11 protein-coding genes and 4 tRNA genes are annotated in these 16,803 nt (G+C 41.3%); 5 read left to right on the top strand and 10 right to left on the bottom strand.

Features of this window, described 5'->3' with window-relative positions:
* Positions 1-37: 37 nt before the first annotated feature.
* The 7 genes from AC21OG_RS12210 to AC21OG_RS12180 form a co-directional block, all read right to left on the bottom strand.
* Positions 38-128 (bottom strand) — tRNA-Ser (locus AC21OG_RS12210).
* A 270-nt stretch (positions 129-398) separates the two neighbouring features.
* Positions 399-489 (bottom strand) — tRNA-Ser (locus AC21OG_RS12205).
* Between the two features lie 95 nt (positions 490-584).
* A complete protein-coding gene (locus tag AC21OG_RS12200) occupies positions 585-920 on the bottom strand; it encodes a CopG family transcriptional regulator (RefSeq protein WP_486546503.1) in 336 nt (111 codons plus the stop codon).
* Positions 921-1,310: 390 nt separating this feature from the next.
* Positions 1,311-1,386 (bottom strand) — tRNA-Asn (locus AC21OG_RS12195).
* Positions 1,387-1,500: 114 nt separating this feature from the next.
* On the bottom strand, positions 1,501-3,489 hold the full coding sequence (locus tag AC21OG_RS12190; RefSeq protein ID WP_487376871.1) for a flotillin family protein: 1,989 nt from the start codon (positions 3,487-3,489) through the stop codon (positions 1,501-1,503).
* A 224-nt stretch (positions 3,490-3,713) separates the two neighbouring features.
* Positions 3,714-4,505, bottom strand: coding sequence for a YqiJ family protein (locus tag AC21OG_RS12185; RefSeq protein WP_487376870.1), 792 nt, complete (start codon positions 4,503-4,505; stop codon positions 3,714-3,716).
* 310 nt (positions 4,506-4,815) lie between these two features.
* Positions 4,816-4,891, bottom strand: a tRNA-Asn gene (locus tag AC21OG_RS12180).
* Between the two features lie 333 nt (positions 4,892-5,224).
* Between AC21OG_RS12180 and AC21OG_RS12175 the strand changes: the two genes are divergently transcribed.
* A complete protein-coding gene (locus AC21OG_RS12175; RefSeq protein ID WP_487376868.1) occupies positions 5,225-5,794 on the top strand; it encodes an acyl-CoA thioesterase in 570 nt (189 codons plus the stop codon).
* A gap of 166 nt (positions 5,795-5,960) precedes the next feature.
* On the opposite strand, the gene dps is transcribed toward AC21OG_RS12175, so the two are convergent.
* The gene (gene dps, locus AC21OG_RS12170) at positions 5,961-6,446 is read right to left on the bottom strand and encodes a DNA starvation/stationary phase protection protein Dps (RefSeq protein WP_487376867.1); all 486 of its coding nucleotides are present in this window, start codon (positions 6,444-6,446) and stop codon (positions 5,961-5,963) included.
* Positions 6,447-6,908: 462 nt separating this feature from the next.
* Here dps and uvrB point away from each other — a divergent pair, with 462 nt between their 5' ends.
* The 3 genes from uvrB to AC21OG_RS12155 all read left to right on the top strand — a co-directional run bounded on the left by uvrB (position 6,909) and on the right by AC21OG_RS12155 (position 11,026).
* Positions 6,909-9,026: an excinuclease ABC subunit UvrB gene (uvrB, locus tag AC21OG_RS12165; protein ID WP_487376866.1), complete on the top strand. Its 2,118-nt coding sequence runs from the start codon at positions 6,909-6,911 to the stop codon at positions 9,024-9,026.
* A 138-nt stretch (positions 9,027-9,164) separates the two neighbouring features.
* On the top strand, positions 9,165-9,344 hold the full coding sequence (locus AC21OG_RS12160) for a hypothetical protein (protein ID WP_487376865.1): 180 nt from the start codon (positions 9,165-9,167) through the stop codon (positions 9,342-9,344).
* Positions 9,345-10,054: 710 nt separating this feature from the next.
* A complete protein-coding gene (locus AC21OG_RS12155; protein ID WP_487376864.1) occupies positions 10,055-11,026 on the top strand; it encodes an META domain-containing protein in 972 nt (323 codons plus the stop codon).
* A gap of 460 nt (positions 11,027-11,486) precedes the next feature.
* On the opposite strand, the gene AC21OG_RS12150 is transcribed toward AC21OG_RS12155, so the two are convergent.
* Both AC21OG_RS12150 and nirB read right to left on the bottom strand, forming a co-directional pair.
* Positions 11,487-11,888 carry a nitrite reductase small subunit NirD gene (locus tag AC21OG_RS12150; protein WP_487376863.1) on the bottom strand — a complete coding sequence of 134 codons (402 nt, stop codon included), beginning with the start codon at positions 11,886-11,888 and terminating at the stop codon, positions 11,487-11,489.
* Between the two features lie 61 nt (positions 11,889-11,949).
* Positions 11,950-14,577 carry a nitrite reductase large subunit NirB gene (gene nirB / locus AC21OG_RS12145; RefSeq protein ID WP_487376862.1) on the bottom strand — a complete coding sequence of 876 codons (2,628 nt, stop codon included), beginning with the start codon at positions 14,575-14,577 and terminating at the stop codon, positions 11,950-11,952.
* Between the two features lie 609 nt (positions 14,578-15,186).
* Between nirB and AC21OG_RS12140 the strand changes: the two genes are divergently transcribed.
* Entirely contained in the window at positions 15,187-16,692 is a 1,506-nt protein-coding gene (locus tag AC21OG_RS12140) for a NarK family nitrate/nitrite MFS transporter (protein ID WP_487376860.1), read from the top strand.
* Positions 16,693-16,803 lie beyond the last annotated feature (111 nt).

The following is a 16,803-nucleotide window of genomic DNA, read 5'->3' as shown; positions in this document are numbered from 1 at the left end:
GCCAACTTAATATATATTAAGTTGGCTTTTTAGTATCTGGCGGAGTCGGAGAGATTCGAACTCTCGAAGGGCTATGAACCCTTGCCGGTTTTCAAGACCGGTGCATTCAACCGCTCTGCCACGACTCCAGTAGGTCGACTATTATAATGAAATTTTGTCTGAATGCAAGTAGTAACGCTATAGATTATTGATTTTATATCTGATATTCGTGTCGATTTAACCGATGTGTTCCAAACTTGCTTAATCTGTATTGCATTGTCTAATAGTAAGTTTGATTTCTTTGATGTGTTAACTTTCAGAAACGGTATTAAACCTTGCAAAACGTTATTTAAAATTTGCCATCATAAAAAAAGCCTACTTAATGTGCATTAAGTAGGCTATCTAACTATGTAACTATCTGGCGGAGTCGGAGAGATTCGAACTCTCGAAGGGCTATGAACCCTTGCCGGTTTTCAAGACCGGTGCATTCAACCGCTCTGCCACGACTCCGTAGGTGCAGTATTATAGAGGGTTTGATGGTTATTGCAAGTTAAATTTTAAGTTTTTCAAAAACAGTCGGTTATTAACTAAGTGTTAAACATCGACTACTCTTTTGATTCGTATTGCTCTTCAAGCAATCCTTTACTCTTAAAAGCACTGTGAGTATCAATAATAGACTTTTCAATAATAGAGGCGCTTACTCCGTTTGCGCGAAGCTTTTCAATAAAGACTTCATCATCAGCAAGAGTATAGCCATCATTATCACGATCAAGACCTTGACGAATATATAGTCGGATCAAGCCTTGAATACGTTTGAACCCATGTTCCTCAGCGGTTTCTTTTAGTAAAGCGATCATCTCTTCTGACAGCTTAATACTAACGGGACGCATAATCTTTTGCGGATGATCAGAAAATTTGTTACGAATGTGCGGTGGTATCATAGCCGTATCATTATATTAAGTAAGTTTAACCTATTATAGTTAAATTGTAGGATATTACAAACCTAGTCGAATTCTAAACATCTATTTAACAACTTCCATACTTGAGCTAAGGGGATCAATAGAGTCGTCGAACTTATAAGAGTCACGGCGTTAACCTCGTTAAGCCTACTGCAATAGTACTTGCACTCGGTTGCCTTGTGACTACTTTAAAGTTCTTTGACTATAGTTAACTATCACGATTACATACAGTGTTGTTAAAGGCTTTAAATCAATATCAAAAGAAGATGATTAAAGCAGCAGACAAATACAAGGTATAAAAAAAGTCCTAATCAATGATTAGGACTTTTTAAAGGCTTTAAAAATAAAAGAAGTTTAAAGTCTTTTGGAATTTGGCTCCCTAACCTGGGCTCGAACCAGGGACACACGGATTAACAGTCCGATGCTCTACCAACTGAGCTATTAGGGAATAGCTTATCGACTTATCTTTGCAGAAGCAGTCTTAACTAAGTGATGCGTATTCTAGCCAAGGTTAGGGTAGGTGTCAAGCCTTTGTGTAATAAATATCGGAAATTTATGCGTTTTATTTACTCTCAGGGCCGATGTTTATTTTAGTTGGGGAATTACTTGGGGTAATTTTGTTTCCTTTATCGGCATAAGAGGTAGCGCTATTATCCGCTTTATCAATGGCTTGCTCCACACGATTATTGACCCCTGTTGGCAAATCTAATTGATGTAGATTCGCTGTGGCTGGACTCGATTGCGACGTTTCAGTATCCTTTGCCGAGGTATGGGTCGGTCCTGAATGGCTAGCGTTTTCGCTCGATGACCTTGAGTGTTTATCACGAGTAGCAGGCTCAAACTGCGAATCAACCAAGGTGCGAGTTAGAGCATTAATATCACCGCCTCCTGATAGTCCAAGCTCCCCTAATAGATGGTCAATCAAAGGTGCTTGGCTACGATAGCGTAGCGCTGAGGTGACGACCTCATCTGCCAACGAGCCACCACCGTTACCGCTGTTCGAGGCGTTATTATCAGCGTTTGATCCGCCTAGCATGTTATGACCATTGCCACCGACTTGTAATATCTTAATACCATCGATGTTTTCAATTGGCTTGACTGACTCAGCAATGATGGACGGCAGACGCTCAAGTAGGGACAGTCTTACTTGCATATCAATTTGATCGGGCGATAACACGTTAGCCGCATTATTGATTGCTTCTTGACCTTCTGCCTCTACTCTATACTGTTCAGCTTTGGCTTTGGCGATGACTAATTGGGCATCAGCCTCACCTTGGGCTATTAAGCGTTGTTTATCCGCTTGTGCTTGTGCTTCGATACGCACCGCTTCAGCTTTATCAGTGGCTGCGACCTTCTCTGCTTGGGCAGCAACTTTGATATCGATGGCCTCTTTTTCCGCCTCTTCGGTGGCTTTAATAAGTTGGACGGCTTTGGCACGTTCCGCAATTTCACGCTCACGAACGGTGGTTACATTTTCCGCTTGTTGAACGGCTAAAGCTCTTGCTTTATCCGCTTCTGCTTTGGCAACCGACTCTGCACGTGACTTCTCTGCCACAGCGATTTGACGCTCTTGTTCTGCCAGCTCAATCGCTTTTTGACGTTCAATATTGGCTTGTTCAAGCGCTTGTTCCTTAATGATATCTTGATTTTTGATATCCCGTTCGGCATTAATGCGCTGTAAGTCAATTTCACGTTGTGCCGCAATCTTAGCTTCTTCCGCTTCTCGCTCTTTCATACTCTCTTCAGAAGCGATATTTGATGATTGTTCAGCACGGCGAATAGAAATCTCACGTTGCTGCTCAAGCTTGGCATACTCTTCTTCACGGACGATATCGATACGGCTACGTTCGGCTTCCAAGTTTTTGGTTTTGATTGCTAAGTCTGTTTCTTGCTCGATATCATTACGTAGCTTCAATCTATCTTGAATGGTCTTCGTTAAGCGTGTCATACCCTCGGCATCGAACGCATTTTGCGGATTGAAGTATTCAAATTTTGTTTGATCCAGACCTGTCAATGATACCGTTTCAAGCTCTAGTCCGTTTTTTGATAAATCCTCTGACACGGCGCGCTGGACACGTTGCACAAAATCAACCCGCTTTTCATGCAACTCCTCCATTTGCATTTCAGCAGCGACAGCACGTAGGGCATCAACAAACTTACCTTCTACCAGATTTTTTAGCTCATCAGGCGCCATGGTCTTCATACCCAGTGTCTGGGCAGCGGTGGCGATGGACTCTTTTAGAGGACTAACCCGCACATAAAACTCAGCTTTGACATCGACCCGCATACGATCTTTGGTAATCAGTGCCTCTTCATTGGCACGACGTACTTCTAATCGTAAGGTATTCATATTAACGGGGATGACTTCATGCAGCACCGGTAGCACGAATGCACCACCGTTTAGTATCACGCGCTCACCACCCATACCAGTACGCACAAAAGATACTTCTTTGCTGGCACGTGTATAAAGTCGAGTAAGTATAAAACCGATCAGTAACAGTAAAACAAAAATGATGCCAGCGATGATGGCATAGGTGATTAAACCTGACATAATACGTCCTTATATATCAATTATGATGCCCTTTCTATTAATTAACCTATCTTAGTGTCGCGTTGGCAATCGCTATCATTGATAGGTGGATTTCTAGATTAGGTATTATTTTTGGTGTGATGGTGTTTTAAGCTTTTAATAATAGAAGCATATGGTATCTGACACTTGCAAAATTTAACTGAAATCTAATGACGGCTAAATCTTAAAAAGAATCATAAATTCATTCATATTTTCTTGACCCAATAGCGATCACCAATTTTCTTAGTAATCACTAACGTATCTTCATCCGTAATCTTATAAGTAGATTGATCGCTATTGATATCAATAGTGTTACCACCATTCATGTCGATAGTTTTATTACTGTTTATATCAGTAGCGGGTAGGGTAGATTCTCTTTTAGCTGTTGTTAAAGCGTCTTGTTCAGTATATCCAATCATGAACGAAGGGTCAGGCTCCACCATAATATAATGAATCTGACCATGGATATCTTGTGTTTTGGCTTGGGCAGGTTTGTCTGCGCTTGCATATCCAATCACTATCTTAGCCGATTGACCTACCAATGAGTCGCCACTGACGGCAGTCGTTTCATCTTTAGGAAATATTGGATATAGCAGGGCAGCAGTGACTTTTAATAAGGGAATACTAATGACAAAGGCGTCTAAGCTTGCCAACCAAGGTGATATATAATGTCCCAACACTAATAAAGAGATCTGTTGCAATATGATGCCACTGATACAAAAGCTGCCTATAAATAGTATCAGCAGAATCATCGTGGGAATACGACCAACGTATAACCAGTCTAAGGCTTTGAGCCCCAAGCTGATATCACTGTTAATGTCCATATCAACATCGGCATCAAAATCAGCTTCTAGCAGCGAGTCCGGTACCAAATTATCTAAGAAACCACTTAAGCCACCAAATAAAAAGCCAACGATTTCTACCAGTAATAATATGATTAAAACGAAGCCTGCGATGACAAAAGGGGCGAAAGCAGGCGTATCAAAAAGTGGCCACATGGTTTTATCAAATAAAAGTTATGAAGAGAAGGGTGGGTAATAAATTAAAAATGTCTTATTAGAAAATTTAACAGTAGTTTACCGTAATTTCAATCAAAAGGTTTGAATTTCCAACAAGAAGAGATGTTTAATGGCGCGAATATGAGCTAAAGGCGCTATTATGATAAGCCCTAGGATAGGATGAAAGAAATGACAAAACAAAAAAAATCCCTATCAACTAAGATAGGGACTTTGGCAATTTGCCAGAAATGAATTGCTTTTCAGCAATAATAGCATGTAATATTATGTTAAAAATATAATGCTAAGAATATGGCTCCCTAACCTGGGCTCGAACCAGGGACACACGGATTAACAGTCCGATGCTCTACCAACTGAGCTATTAGGGAATAACTTAAAAACACACTAAGAACTAAGTGCTGTTTGCGTTAAGTGGGGCGTATTCTATCAAATAAATCTGAGTCGTCAAGCTTTTTTTTAAAAAAAGCTCGAAATTAGCATTTTATTGCCATTTTCTCATTAATATAACTCGTTATCTGATAATTTAAGGTACCATACCTTCCTTTTATTTTATTATCTGGTTTAATGTTATTAACATTACATCTTATAAAGTCTTTTGGTAATCCATGTTGTACCTCATTGTTTTATAACTTTTATTTTTAGATTTAATTTTACGTGTAATCGTTTTTATTTATTGACCATACAACTGTAGTAGGAATTCTATGCCACAAATTAATACCTCGAGCACAGCCGTCAAAGCTCCCGTAAGACATGAGTTATATATGTCAATTTTAATGACACCAGACATGGCCAATTTTATTGGAAATGTCCATGGGGGCGATCTACTAAAGATGCTCGATCAAGTCGCGTATGCTTGTGCGAGTCGCTATAGCGGCAGCTACGTTGTGACCTTATCAGTGGATCAAGTCATGTTTTTAGAGCCTATTTATGTAGGCGAATTGGTGACGTTTGCGGCGAGTATTAATTACGTCGGTCGCACCTCTATGGAAGTGGGTATCCGAGTTGAGGCTGAGAATATTCAAGAGCGCACAGTACGTCATACTAACAGTTGTTTCTTTACCATGGTTGCTGTCGATGAGCATGGTAAGCCAACCCCTGTGCCCCCATTAGATATTAAAAATCATTTGCAGCAGTGTCGATTTGATGCCGCAGTGGAGCGTAAGAGACTGCGCAAAGAGAATGCTAAACGTCCCAGTTGTAGCTTAGGTAAAAAGCCGCCAGGAGAGCTTAAAGGGGCGTGCAAACCGAGTGATGATATCGAAGAATCCTAGTTTAAATTGAATCAATGTTTGTAAAGCGTTTTAAGGCATTTATGCTAAGAGAAATTAGCATTGACCACAAAAAAGAGGCCATCAAACGATGACCTCTTTTTGTTTAAATCTAATTTATTAAGAACTTTATTGAAAATTTATACTTTTCAAGTTAAGCATCAAAAGATTATTTGTTTTCAGGCGCATTTGCACCGATAAACCAAGCATCTTTATCAACAATACGGCTAATTTCAGTAAAAAGATCCGCAGTATCTTCATCGCCCGCTTCGCCTGCTTTCTCAATAGCTTTACGCAGCTCTTCAGCAACTATTTTATAGCGATTGGTCAGCTCACGTACGTGTTGATCTATTTTAGTAATCTCAGTAGGATAAGGCTCTAAGATAGAGTCCTCAGTTACACGGCGAGAAATACCATTTGCCTTACCCCCTAAAATAACAATACGTTCAGCGACCGTGTCATAGGCTTCAGTAAGACGCTCATAGGTTTCATCAAGTAGCGTGTGAACACCGATAAAGCCTTTGCCTTGAAGATTCCAATGGCATTGTTTACTGTCCATACTTAGGTCAATCAGATTAGCTAGGTTATAGTTTAATAGCTCAATCATTTTTTTAGCAGTTTTGTCATCGATACCACTTGCGTAACGTTCTCTCATAATTTTATCCTTATAATTTAATTATTTATAATTTGAACTGAATTTGAATTGAATTTGAATTGTCGTAATAATAGTTTTTATAACGGTGTAAACAACGATCTAAATAAATAACTAATTGAAGACAGTTTGAATGAACGACCATCTTGTTTGGCTTATTTATTATGTGGTCTATATTAACAGAGACAATAAGTAATAACTTCTAAGGTTTATAGTGTTTCGTCATACAGTTTGTAAGACAATGTAATAAATTGAACAGAGCCCAACCCAAGAGGCCTAAACCCTTTAAATCTTGAGGTATTGTCCCCATAAATAGAGCATCAAGTGTTACCCTTTAAGACACTATTTTACACGTCTCTTTACATAATATTTAATTGGCAAAACCCTATCAAATTTATCGTTTAACAGATTAAATCTATGAACAGATTTCCCTTTAAAAAAGACTAATTATAAAAGACTCTATCTATGCGAATGCCCGAACCCAGATCCTCACGACAATTAAATCAACTCGCCACCCAACTGCAAGGTGAAGCCGAAATTACCGGTGTTAACGTATCTGGCACCTTAATATCAAGCCGTGCCTTTGAAATGGTGACAGACTTTGAACCTGCAGGCGACCAACCTCAAGCCATTGAAAAGCTAGTTAAAGGCATCAATGCTGGCATGGATGCACAGCTATTGTTGGGTGTTACCGGCTCAGGCAAGACCTATACGATGGCCAAGGTAATCAGTGAGACGCAGCGCCCGACTATCATTATGGCGCACAACAAAACCTTAGCCGCCCAGCTATATGGTGAGTTCAAATCCTTTTTTCCAAATAATGCGGTCGAATACTTCGTCAGTTACTATGACTATTATCAGCCCGAAGCGTATGTCGCGGCCAGTGATACCTTTATTGAAAAAGACAGTGCCATTAATGATCACATTGACCAAATGCGTCTGTCAGCCACTCGTGCATTATTGGAGCGCCGTGATGCCATTATCATCTCTTCGGTGTCTTCAATTTATGGTCTCGGTGATCCAGAGAGCTATTTAAAAATGCTATTGCACATAGTGGTCGGTGATATGATCGACCGCAATGCATTAATTAAGCGCTTGGTAGCACTTCAATATACCCGAAACGAGCTAGACTTCGAGCGGGGTACCTACCGATTACGCGGTGAGCTTTTAGATATTTATCCTGCGGAATCTGAACAGCTGGCGGTACGTATCAGTATGTTCGATGATGAAGTGGAGAAAATCAGCTGGTTTGATCCGCTAACCGGTAAAACGGTGCGCAGTGTGCCACGAATTACGATTTATCCAAAGTCGCACTATGTGACGCCTCGTGAGAAACTTGAAGCTGCCAGTAAGACTATTCGAGCAGAGCTTGATGAGCGTCTGGAGTACTTTAGAGAACATGACAAACTTATTGAGGCGCAGCGCATCAAAGAGCGTACCCAGTATGACCTTGAGATGATTCAGCAGCTTGGCTACTGTAACGGTATTGAGAACTACTCACAGCATTTATCAGGTCGCCCAGCCGGTGTAGCGCCTCCGACTTTGTTTGATTATATCCCCCCTGATGCGTTGCTGTTTATTGATGAGTCACACGTAACTGTGCCTCAAATCGGTGCCATGTATAAGGGCGACCGCTCACGCAAAGAGAACCTAGTCAATTACGGCTTTCGTCTGCCAAGTGCGATGGACAATCGTCCGATGAAGTTTGAGGAGTGGGAGAAAATAAAACCCGCCACTATATTTGTCTCTGCAACGCCGGCGCTTTATGAGCTTGAGCACAGTGAGCAAGTGGTCGAGCAGGTGGTGCGTCCGACTGGTCTGATTGACCCTGAGATTGAGATTCGCCCGGTATTGACCCAAGTTGATGATGTGCTGTCTGAGATTACCAAGCGCCGTGAGGTCAATGAGCGGGTGCTTATCACTACATTGACTAAGCGGATGTCTGAGGACTTAACCGATTATCTAAAAGAATATGATGTCAAAGTGGCGTATCTACATTCTGATATTGATACGGTTGAGCGTATGCAGATTATCCATGAGCTACGCACCGGTGTGCATGATGTGTTAGTTGGGATTAACTTGCTGCGTGAGGGTCTCGATATGCCGGAGGTGTCCTTGGTGGCGATATTTGACGCCGACAAAGAGGGCTTTTTGCGCTCAGAGCGCTCCTTGATTCAGACCATCGGTCGTGCGGCGCGTAACCTAAATGGTAAGGCCATTTTGTATGCTGATCGCATTACGCCGAGTATGCAAAAGGCGATTGAAGAGACGGATCGCCGCCGTGAAAAGCAAATCGCCTTTAACCTTGAGCACGGCATTACGCCGAAGTCTGCGACCCGCAGTATTACCGATAAGATTGATACCGGAGAGGTCGAGGAAGATCTCAATGACAATCAGGCCATACCAAGCAGTAGTGGTCTGCCCGATGTGGATATTGAGATTCTGCGTAGTCCAGACTTACTCGCCAAAGAGATTAACCGCTTAGAGAAACAAATGAAGCAGTTCTCACGAGAGCTTAAGTTTGAGGATGCGGCGAAAACGCGTGATAAAGTCTTGGAACTTAAAGCCTATATCGTTCAATAAACGAATGCTATTTCTATAAACCAACCTAGCCTTTTTAGACTCGGTCAGGTTAAACAAACCTGGTGTTTGTACTCGCTTTCCTTGATAGATGTCTAGATTCAGTATAAAACTTATTCACCAAAAGGTGTGTCATTGATTATGATGCACCTTTTTTATGGTTTAAAGATTATTGGAGCTATTCTCGCCTTACGCTTGTATCTGTTAAGCGTGATGGCACAGGCGATACGGTTTGCGATGTCACTTGCTTCGCGTGCCACCCCAATACCTATCGTCTGTAAGCCATCCCGCTTAACAGGATACCGCTGCAGTCAAGGCTAGCGGTAACATCGCCTTCTTGCCTATATCTGTTGTGAGTTAAAAGATTACACCAAAGCAGATGGCAACCGGCATGATAGGTGAGTGACTCATAACATGATAAATGCTAGTAGCCGTTTTTGTATCTTATCTAGATTTAACTTTTTATACCCCATTCTTAACTTATTAAAATTCATAATGATGGTGCTTTTAGCACTGTGAAACAAGCCCTTTCATCGAAAATGCTGGGCTAAAGCCACAGCCTACGTTAGGAGTTGAAAATCGGGTTTTTAAATTTATTTTTCTGGTTTTAATAATGAGCGTGTCATTGAACGTGATAAGCTTTACAATATCTAAATACAGAATAATACTCGAATTAAATCATTCCTAAAATACTAGCTACCTATATTTAAACCGATTATAAGAATTAGGGCGTGTGGAACATTCGCAAATTAGCACTGCTTTGCCCGTTCGCAAGGCGAGAGCTATGCGTGAGTGAGAGCGGGACTCTTTTTTGCCAATATATGGCGGCTTTTAAAAATTTAGGGTTCTAACTTAGAATGACTAAGCGTCAAAGATTTCACTACATATTGACTAAAAAATAGTCTATGCCAGTGCCATGATCGAATGTTCCACACGCCCTAACCTATATTAAAATATTCGCTAAATACAGCTTATAAATTAAGTGTTTAAATACAGGTTCTAAGCTCAATCCTTAAAGGTAATAACGCATTATGATATTCGCTCAACACTCCAAACGACCTCTCACATTAGCAGTTACTTCTTTACTAGTCGCCTCACTAACAACCAGCTTAGTAGGGTGTCAGCAAGCCTCAGAGTCAGAAGGTTATGAGCCCGACAGCACTGAAATAAATAATACCGATCCTAACAGTACGGATGACGACAATACTGATAGTACCGATCTTGGCAGTACAGATGATAACAGTTTCGAGCCTAATTTAGACGATACTGATTTAGAACAAGTTGCGCTGATCTCAAGTGTAGAAGCCAAGCAAATTGACTTGCAACGGGATTTAATCAATCATAATTGGACGTTACTCAGTGCTGTTGATAGTAACAATAAACCCGTTACAGCATTAACGGCTATAAAAGATAATGTGAAATTAACCTTTCATAAAGACGACTCACAACAAACTATTGGCTTTAGTGTGGGCTGTAATGCAATGGGCGGCAACTTCGTGATAGAAGATGGCGTGCTCTTCGTCGATCAGGTCGCTGGCGATGCCCAAGCCTGTGGCGATATTAATAAAGCAGAACAGTTATTAGCGCAAGCAGTGACTGGCAGTAGTCAGCTTAGTCTGAGTCCGAGTAAGCCGCTTATACTTACCCAAATTACAGAAGCCGATAAGACTTTTATTTGGCAAGGGTTAGAGACCTCCGAGAGTAAATCTATTCAATCGCCAGATATCGTCTATTGGGAAATACACGGTACAGAGCAACCTTGTCCCGATGGTACAACCAGATCTTGCCTAAAGGTGAGACCGATAAAGTATAACCGTGATGGTGTAAGAATAGATGAGGGCAAATGGGCATTATTTGCAGGCGAGATTGAAGGCTATAATCATGAACGAGATCAATCCAAAATAGTGCGCTTAAAACGTTTTGAGGTTGCCCCAGAGGTATCACAAACGCAGGCTTATACTTATGTATTAGACTCAGTGATTGAAAATAAGGTAAACGACTAGATAGGTTGATTTTTAGATTTGGTATAAGGTATACGACTAGATAGGTTAACTTCTAAATTAACTGTATAAAGTTGTCGTGTGAAGCGTTTTAGCCCTGACGATAGCGGATATACTGATGTAACCACTGAGATAGCGGTACTTGGCTGAGGGCAGTATCGAGGTAACAGGAATGGCATCAGCCAATAGGTACCGCCTCAGTGGGTACGGCAGATATAGTCAGCGAACTACTAAACGGATACTGTGTTAACCTCGCTAAGCCTACTGAAGTAGTACTTGCACTCGGTTGCCTTGTATCCATTTTAGACTTCTTTGACTATAGGAGCGGACGGCAGGATTAGCTACAAACTTTAAATTGTAGTTTAAAGGATAAAAAAGGTGAGTCATTTTAAATGACTCACCTTTTTTTAAACAAAAATCACGTGTTTAAGAGGTAGCGTAATTTAGATGCAGGTGTCAGCTGCTAAGCGGCAGCGTTATCAGCTAGTTTGATGACCACTTGATCACCTTCTAAAGCGACCTCGTAGCTGTTTAGCTTAACGGTTTCATCATCTAAGCATTGACCTGTGGCTAAGTCAAAGCGCTGCTTGTAAATAGGGGAGGCAACATAAATGACTTCTCTTTGAGCACTGCTAGCATCATTGTTGTCGTTGGTGCTGTCCTCTTCTGACTCACTTTTGATGATTGTGCCACCAATAAGACCGCGCGATAGCACATTGGCTTTGCTAAAGGGATCAAAGTTGTCAATAGCGAATAGTTCGTCGTTTTTGGTGCGAAATACGGCGATTTGTTTGCCCTGAATGAGTGCGCAAACACCGCCCTCAGGGATAATATCGTCAAGTTTGCAAATAGGCTGGGTTATCATAGGTATTCCTGTGTTTATTAACCTGTATTTATTAAAATGGTGAGTAGTGTCGTCGTGTGCGCTATCCAGCAGTCGGCTCTAACACCTTTTTCTCTTCTTCAGTCGCTGGACGGATTTGTTCACGTTCGGTCACAAATACCACATTGTCATCACCAAGTTCACTGTTTACGAAATGACGGAAACGTTTGAGTTTTTCTTTATCGGTAATCGTCTCTTTCCATTCGCAAACATAGTTATCCACCAATAGCTGCATTTGATCTTCAAGCTCTTTGGCGATGCCGAGACTGTCATTGATAATCACATCTTGTAAATACTCTAGACCACCTTCTAAGCTTTCACGCCACTTTGAGGTGCGCTGTAATTTGTCCGCGGTTTTAATATAGAACATGGTAATGCGATCGATATACTTTAAAAGAGTCTCGGTATCAAGATCTTTTGCAAACAACTCTGCATGACGCGGTACCATACCACCATTACCCGCCACATATAAGTTCCAACCATTTTCGGTTGCGATGACACCAAAATCTTTCGATTGGGCTTCGGCACATTCGCGCGTACAGCCTGAGACGCCCATTTTGATTTTGTGCGGTGAGCGCACGCCTTTATAGCGGTTCTCTAAGGTTAATGCTAAGCCAACACTGTCTGCAACGCCATATCGACACCAGTTGTTACCGACACAAGATTTTACGGTACGTAAAGACTTGCCATACGCATGACCGGTTTCAAATCCAGCTTCAACTAAGCGCTCCCAAATATCGGGTAATTGCTCAAGACGTGCACCAAACAAGTCAACACGCTGACCGCCGGTTATTTTGGTATACAGATTAAACTCTTTGGCAACTTGACCGAGTACAATCAATTTATCAGCAGTAATTTCACCGCCTGCAACGCGTGGAACGACTGAGTAGGTGCCATCTTTTTGGATATTACCCAAGTAATAATCATTGGTTTCTTGCAGAGGGGCAAGCTCGGTTTTTAGGACATAGTCATTCCAGCAAGAGGATAAGATTGAGGCCACGGCAGGCTTACAAATCTCACAACCACGACCAGTGCCGTGCTGTGTTAATAGCTCATCAAAGGTCTTAATTTCATGCACACGAACTAAGCTGTACAGCTCTTGACGCGAATAAGCGAAATGCTCACATAAGTCATTATTCACCTCAAAACCAAGCTCGGTCAGCTGATATGCGAGTACATCTTTTACCATAGGGGCGCAGCCACCACAGCCTGTCCCTGCTTTGGTGCAACTTTTGACCTCAGCAAGTGAGTATGCGCCATCTTCAACAGCCCCGCAAATCGCGCCTTTAGTCACATTAAAGCATGAACAAATCGTCGCCGTATCGGGTAGATTTTCGACACCCATTGATGGTTTTTCAACATTGGGTAAGATTAAGCTTTCGGGATGAGCGGGTAGGTCGATATCATTTAAAAATATCTGAAGTAGGTTGTTATAATCTTCGGTGTCACCGACCATTACGGCGCCCAATAACTTCTTATTATCGCCACTGGTGACCAGTTTTTTATAAATACCCTCTGCAGGATTCTGATAGACATAGCTTAAGCTGCCTTCAGTTTTGCCATGTGCATCACCGATACTGCCGACATCTACGCCCATAAGCTTAAGCTTGGTACTCATATCCGCACCAGTAAAAGTTTTATCAGTATCGCCCGCTATCTGAGCAGCACAAATGCTTGCCATCGTATAGCCTGGAGCTACCAATCCAAAAATCTTGTTGTCCCAAACGGCACACTCACCGATGGCATATATATCCTCATCGTTAGTTTGACACTGATCGTTAATTAAAATACCACCACGACCACCAAGCGTCACGCCACATTCTGGATTCTGTTTCATAATGCCATCTTGAGGACGGATACCCGCACTAAAGACGATAAGATCAGTATCAAGCTGCGTGTCATCAGTGAACTGCATGGTTAAATACGTGTCTTTGTCTAAATGAATGTCTTGTTCATCTTTTTGATGAATATCGTGATTGAGTGACACACGGCGGTTATGAATGATCTCTTTGGTATTTTTGCCCGTCAATACCTTGACGCCTAATGATTCAATTTTTTTCTTAAGTATTTCACCGCCTGCCGCATCGAGCTGTACACCCATCAGCTGTGGAGCAAACTCTACCACATAGGTGTCAAGCCCTAAGGTGACTAATGCTTTTGCCGCTTCCAGTCCAAGTAAGCCACCACCGACAACCACACCTTTTTTGACATTGGGTTTTTCAGCAACTTTAAGAATGCTATCCAAGTCAGCAATGGTGCGATACACCTGACAATGCGAATGACCACCACCTTCAATAGGTGGCACAAAAGGATAGGAGCCCGTTGCCAATACCAATTTGGCATAGGTTATCGTGTCACCCTCTTCGGTAGTGATAGTATGGCTGACGCTATCAATATCAGTGATGCGTTGGTTGAGATGCAGCTTAACATCCGCAGCGTCATAATTGGCAAGATCAACAAGATTAAGTTTACTGGCATCTTTATGCTCAAAGTAACTTGAAAGATAGACGCGATCATAAGCGGGACGGTCTTCTTCGCCAAAGACATGAATGTCGTATACATCATTGAGTCCAAGCTCGATGGCTTTTTCTACGAAATGGTGACCGACCATTCCGTTACCGACGACGACTAAATTAGCTTTTAGCGTTTCGTTATTCTTTGTATTACTCATAAATGCCTTGCTCATTGTTATTTATAAAGGGGGAGTTTGGTAAAGGAAGCGACTCATTTATATGGTGCACTTTACTAATTGCCTACCCTAATACATTCAATAATCGTGCCACTCTTAAGCAATACAGCTAAATAAACTTTAAATGAAATAGATATCTTATCTCAGAAGGAGCTGACTCCTTTATCAGTTCTCTTTGCATTTTTATAACCTTCCGATCAACTCATTTTTTATGTCACTCACTATTTATGGTTTATTTTTTTGTATTATTCGAACGTTATTTTTGATATCTATCAAGGTGTTAATTCATATTAAGAAAGCTTAAATTATTTTTAATCATAATTTAAACAGATTTATGGATGGATGGCATGGGGATTGCAACGACATGGATAATTGAACCGTTTACTAAATAGCCTCTAAATCAATATAAAACTATGTAGTTAATTAAGACATATGATAAATACACGATGTTAAACGTTAACTTAATTTAGTAAAAATTTAATAGCTAGCTTAATAACGGGTTTTAACAATAAGTTTAATAACGAGCTTGACAATATGCATTTGAATAACTGTGTTATTGCAAGCTACCCATCCTAAATAAGGAAATCAAATATGTCTTCAGCCACTCCCGTCCCCCCTTCCAAGGGTAAACTAAATATCTTATCTTTTGCTGGAAAAAATAAAATCCTGCATTTAGGTTGGATGGCATTTTTCTTAACCTTCTTTGTCTGGTTTAACCACGCCCCCTTTCTATCTGCTATTGGTGAAACCTTAAATCTAACCCCGCAACAAGTTAAAACGTTGTTAATCTTAAATGTCGCATTAACCATTCCTGCACGTGTCATTATCGGCATGCTAACGGATAGGTTCGGACCTCGAATTGTTTATACCTGCATTTTAGCGCTGGGTGCCATACCTTGTTTTACCTTCGCATTCGCACAGGACTATACGACACTAGCCTTATCACGTTTCGTTTTAGGTTTCGTTGGAGCAGGCTTTGTGGTGGGTATTCGCTTAATGAGTGATTGGTTTCCAGCGAATGAGTTGGGTACCGCAGAAGGTATTTATGGTGGTTGGGGTAACTTTGGATCAGCTGCAGCTGCTATGATACTGCCTACCTTGGCGATTGGCTTTGCTGCTTGGTTCGGTGGAGACGAAGGTTGGCGATATGCTTGTGCGACCTCTGGTGTCGTCATGGCGTTATATAGTATTTTATTCTATGCCAAAGTACGTGATACCCCTAAAGGGCATACTTATTTTAAACCTAAGAAACATGGCGCCATGACCGTAACCTCATCAGGTGACTTTTGGTTAATGATGATCTTTAAAGTGCCGATGTATTTAGCGTTAGCTCTACTGGCATGGAAACTCTCGCCATCAGGTGTTAGTTTATTAAGTCAGTTTTGGGTTAATATTATCTATTTGGTATTAGCATTATTGTATGTCTACGAGTTTATTAGTAGCTATCGTTTCAATAAAGAAGTATTTACCACCCCAGTTCCCGAAGCTCAGCGTTATGACTTTAAACAAGTGGGTGTATTAAATATTTTGTACTTCGCAACGTTTGGTTCTGAGTTAGCAGTAGTATCAATGCTACCGTTATTCTATCTAGAGACCTTTGAAGTATCTGTGGTTGCCGCAGGTTTATTAGCCTCGTCGTATGCCTTTATGAACTTAATGTCACGCCCAGGTGGCGGTTGGTTAAGTGATCGATTTGGACGTAAAAGCACGCTCCTTATCTTAACCGCAGGTCTTGCGATTGGGTATTTCTTAATGGGCATCGTTGACTCTACCTGGCCTATAGCTTTAGCGTTATTAATTACCATGTTTTGTTCATTCTTCGTACAAGCGGGTGAGGGTGCCGTATTCGCCGTCATTCCCCTTATTAAGCGCAGTATGACAGGTCAGTTCGCGGGTATGGCAGGCGCCTATGGTAACGTGGGCTCAGTGGTGTATCTTACCGTGTTAAGTTTGGTGTCTTATCAGATCTTCTTTATGGTCATTGCTGCCACGGCAGTTGTTGGTTTTATAGCTTTATTCTTACTAAAAGAGCCATCTGGCGTCATTCTAGAAGAAATGCCAGATGGATCATTTGCTGAAATTAAAGTGAGCCATTAATCCATTCAAAAAACGTTTCTTTAACTTATCGAAAGTTAACTTATCGACGTTTCATTTATAGAGTTTCATGTATAGAAGTTTAAGGGTTATTACGCCTCAGGACACGCCCAA

Source organism: Psychrobacter sp. CX5 (assembly GCF_057621535.2).
This window is presented reverse-complemented; position numbering and strand designations above follow the sequence as displayed.

What these genes read in the sequence shown, in the direction of transcription:
- AC21OG_RS12200 (WP_486546503.1), bottom strand. Translation starts at nt 920, where the DNA reads ATGATACCACCGCACATTCGTAACAAATTTTCTGATCATCCGCAAAAG.
- AC21OG_RS12190 (WP_487376871.1), bottom strand. Translation starts at nt 3,489, where the DNA reads ATGTCAGGTTTAATCACCTATGCCATCATCGCTGGCATCATTTTTGTT.
- AC21OG_RS12185 (WP_487376870.1), bottom strand. Translation starts at nt 4,505, where the DNA reads ATGTGGCCACTTTTTGATACGCCTGCTTTCGCCCCTTTTGTCATCGCA.
- AC21OG_RS12175 (WP_487376868.1), top strand. Translation starts at nt 5,225, where the DNA reads ATGCCACAAATTAATACCTCGAGCACAGCCGTCAAAGCTCCCGTAAGA.
- dps (WP_487376867.1), bottom strand. Translation starts at nt 6,446, where the DNA reads ATGAGAGAACGTTACGCAAGTGGTATCGATGACAAAACTGCTAAAAAA.
- uvrB (WP_487376866.1), top strand. Translation starts at nt 6,909, where the DNA reads ATGCGAATGCCCGAACCCAGATCCTCACGACAATTAAATCAACTCGCC.
- AC21OG_RS12160 (WP_487376865.1), top strand. Translation starts at nt 9,165, where the DNA reads ATGATGCACCTTTTTTATGGTTTAAAGATTATTGGAGCTATTCTCGCC.
- AC21OG_RS12155 (WP_487376864.1), top strand. Translation starts at nt 10,055, where the DNA reads ATGATATTCGCTCAACACTCCAAACGACCTCTCACATTAGCAGTTACT.
- AC21OG_RS12150 (WP_487376863.1), bottom strand. Translation starts at nt 11,888, where the DNA reads ATGATAACCCAGCCTATTTGCAAACTTGACGATATTATCCCTGAGGGC.
- nirB (WP_487376862.1), bottom strand. Translation starts at nt 14,577, where the DNA reads ATGAGTAATACAAAGAATAACGAAACGCTAAAAGCTAATTTAGTCGTC.
- AC21OG_RS12140 (WP_487376860.1), top strand. Translation starts at nt 15,187, where the DNA reads ATGTCTTCAGCCACTCCCGTCCCCCCTTCCAAGGGTAAACTAAATATC.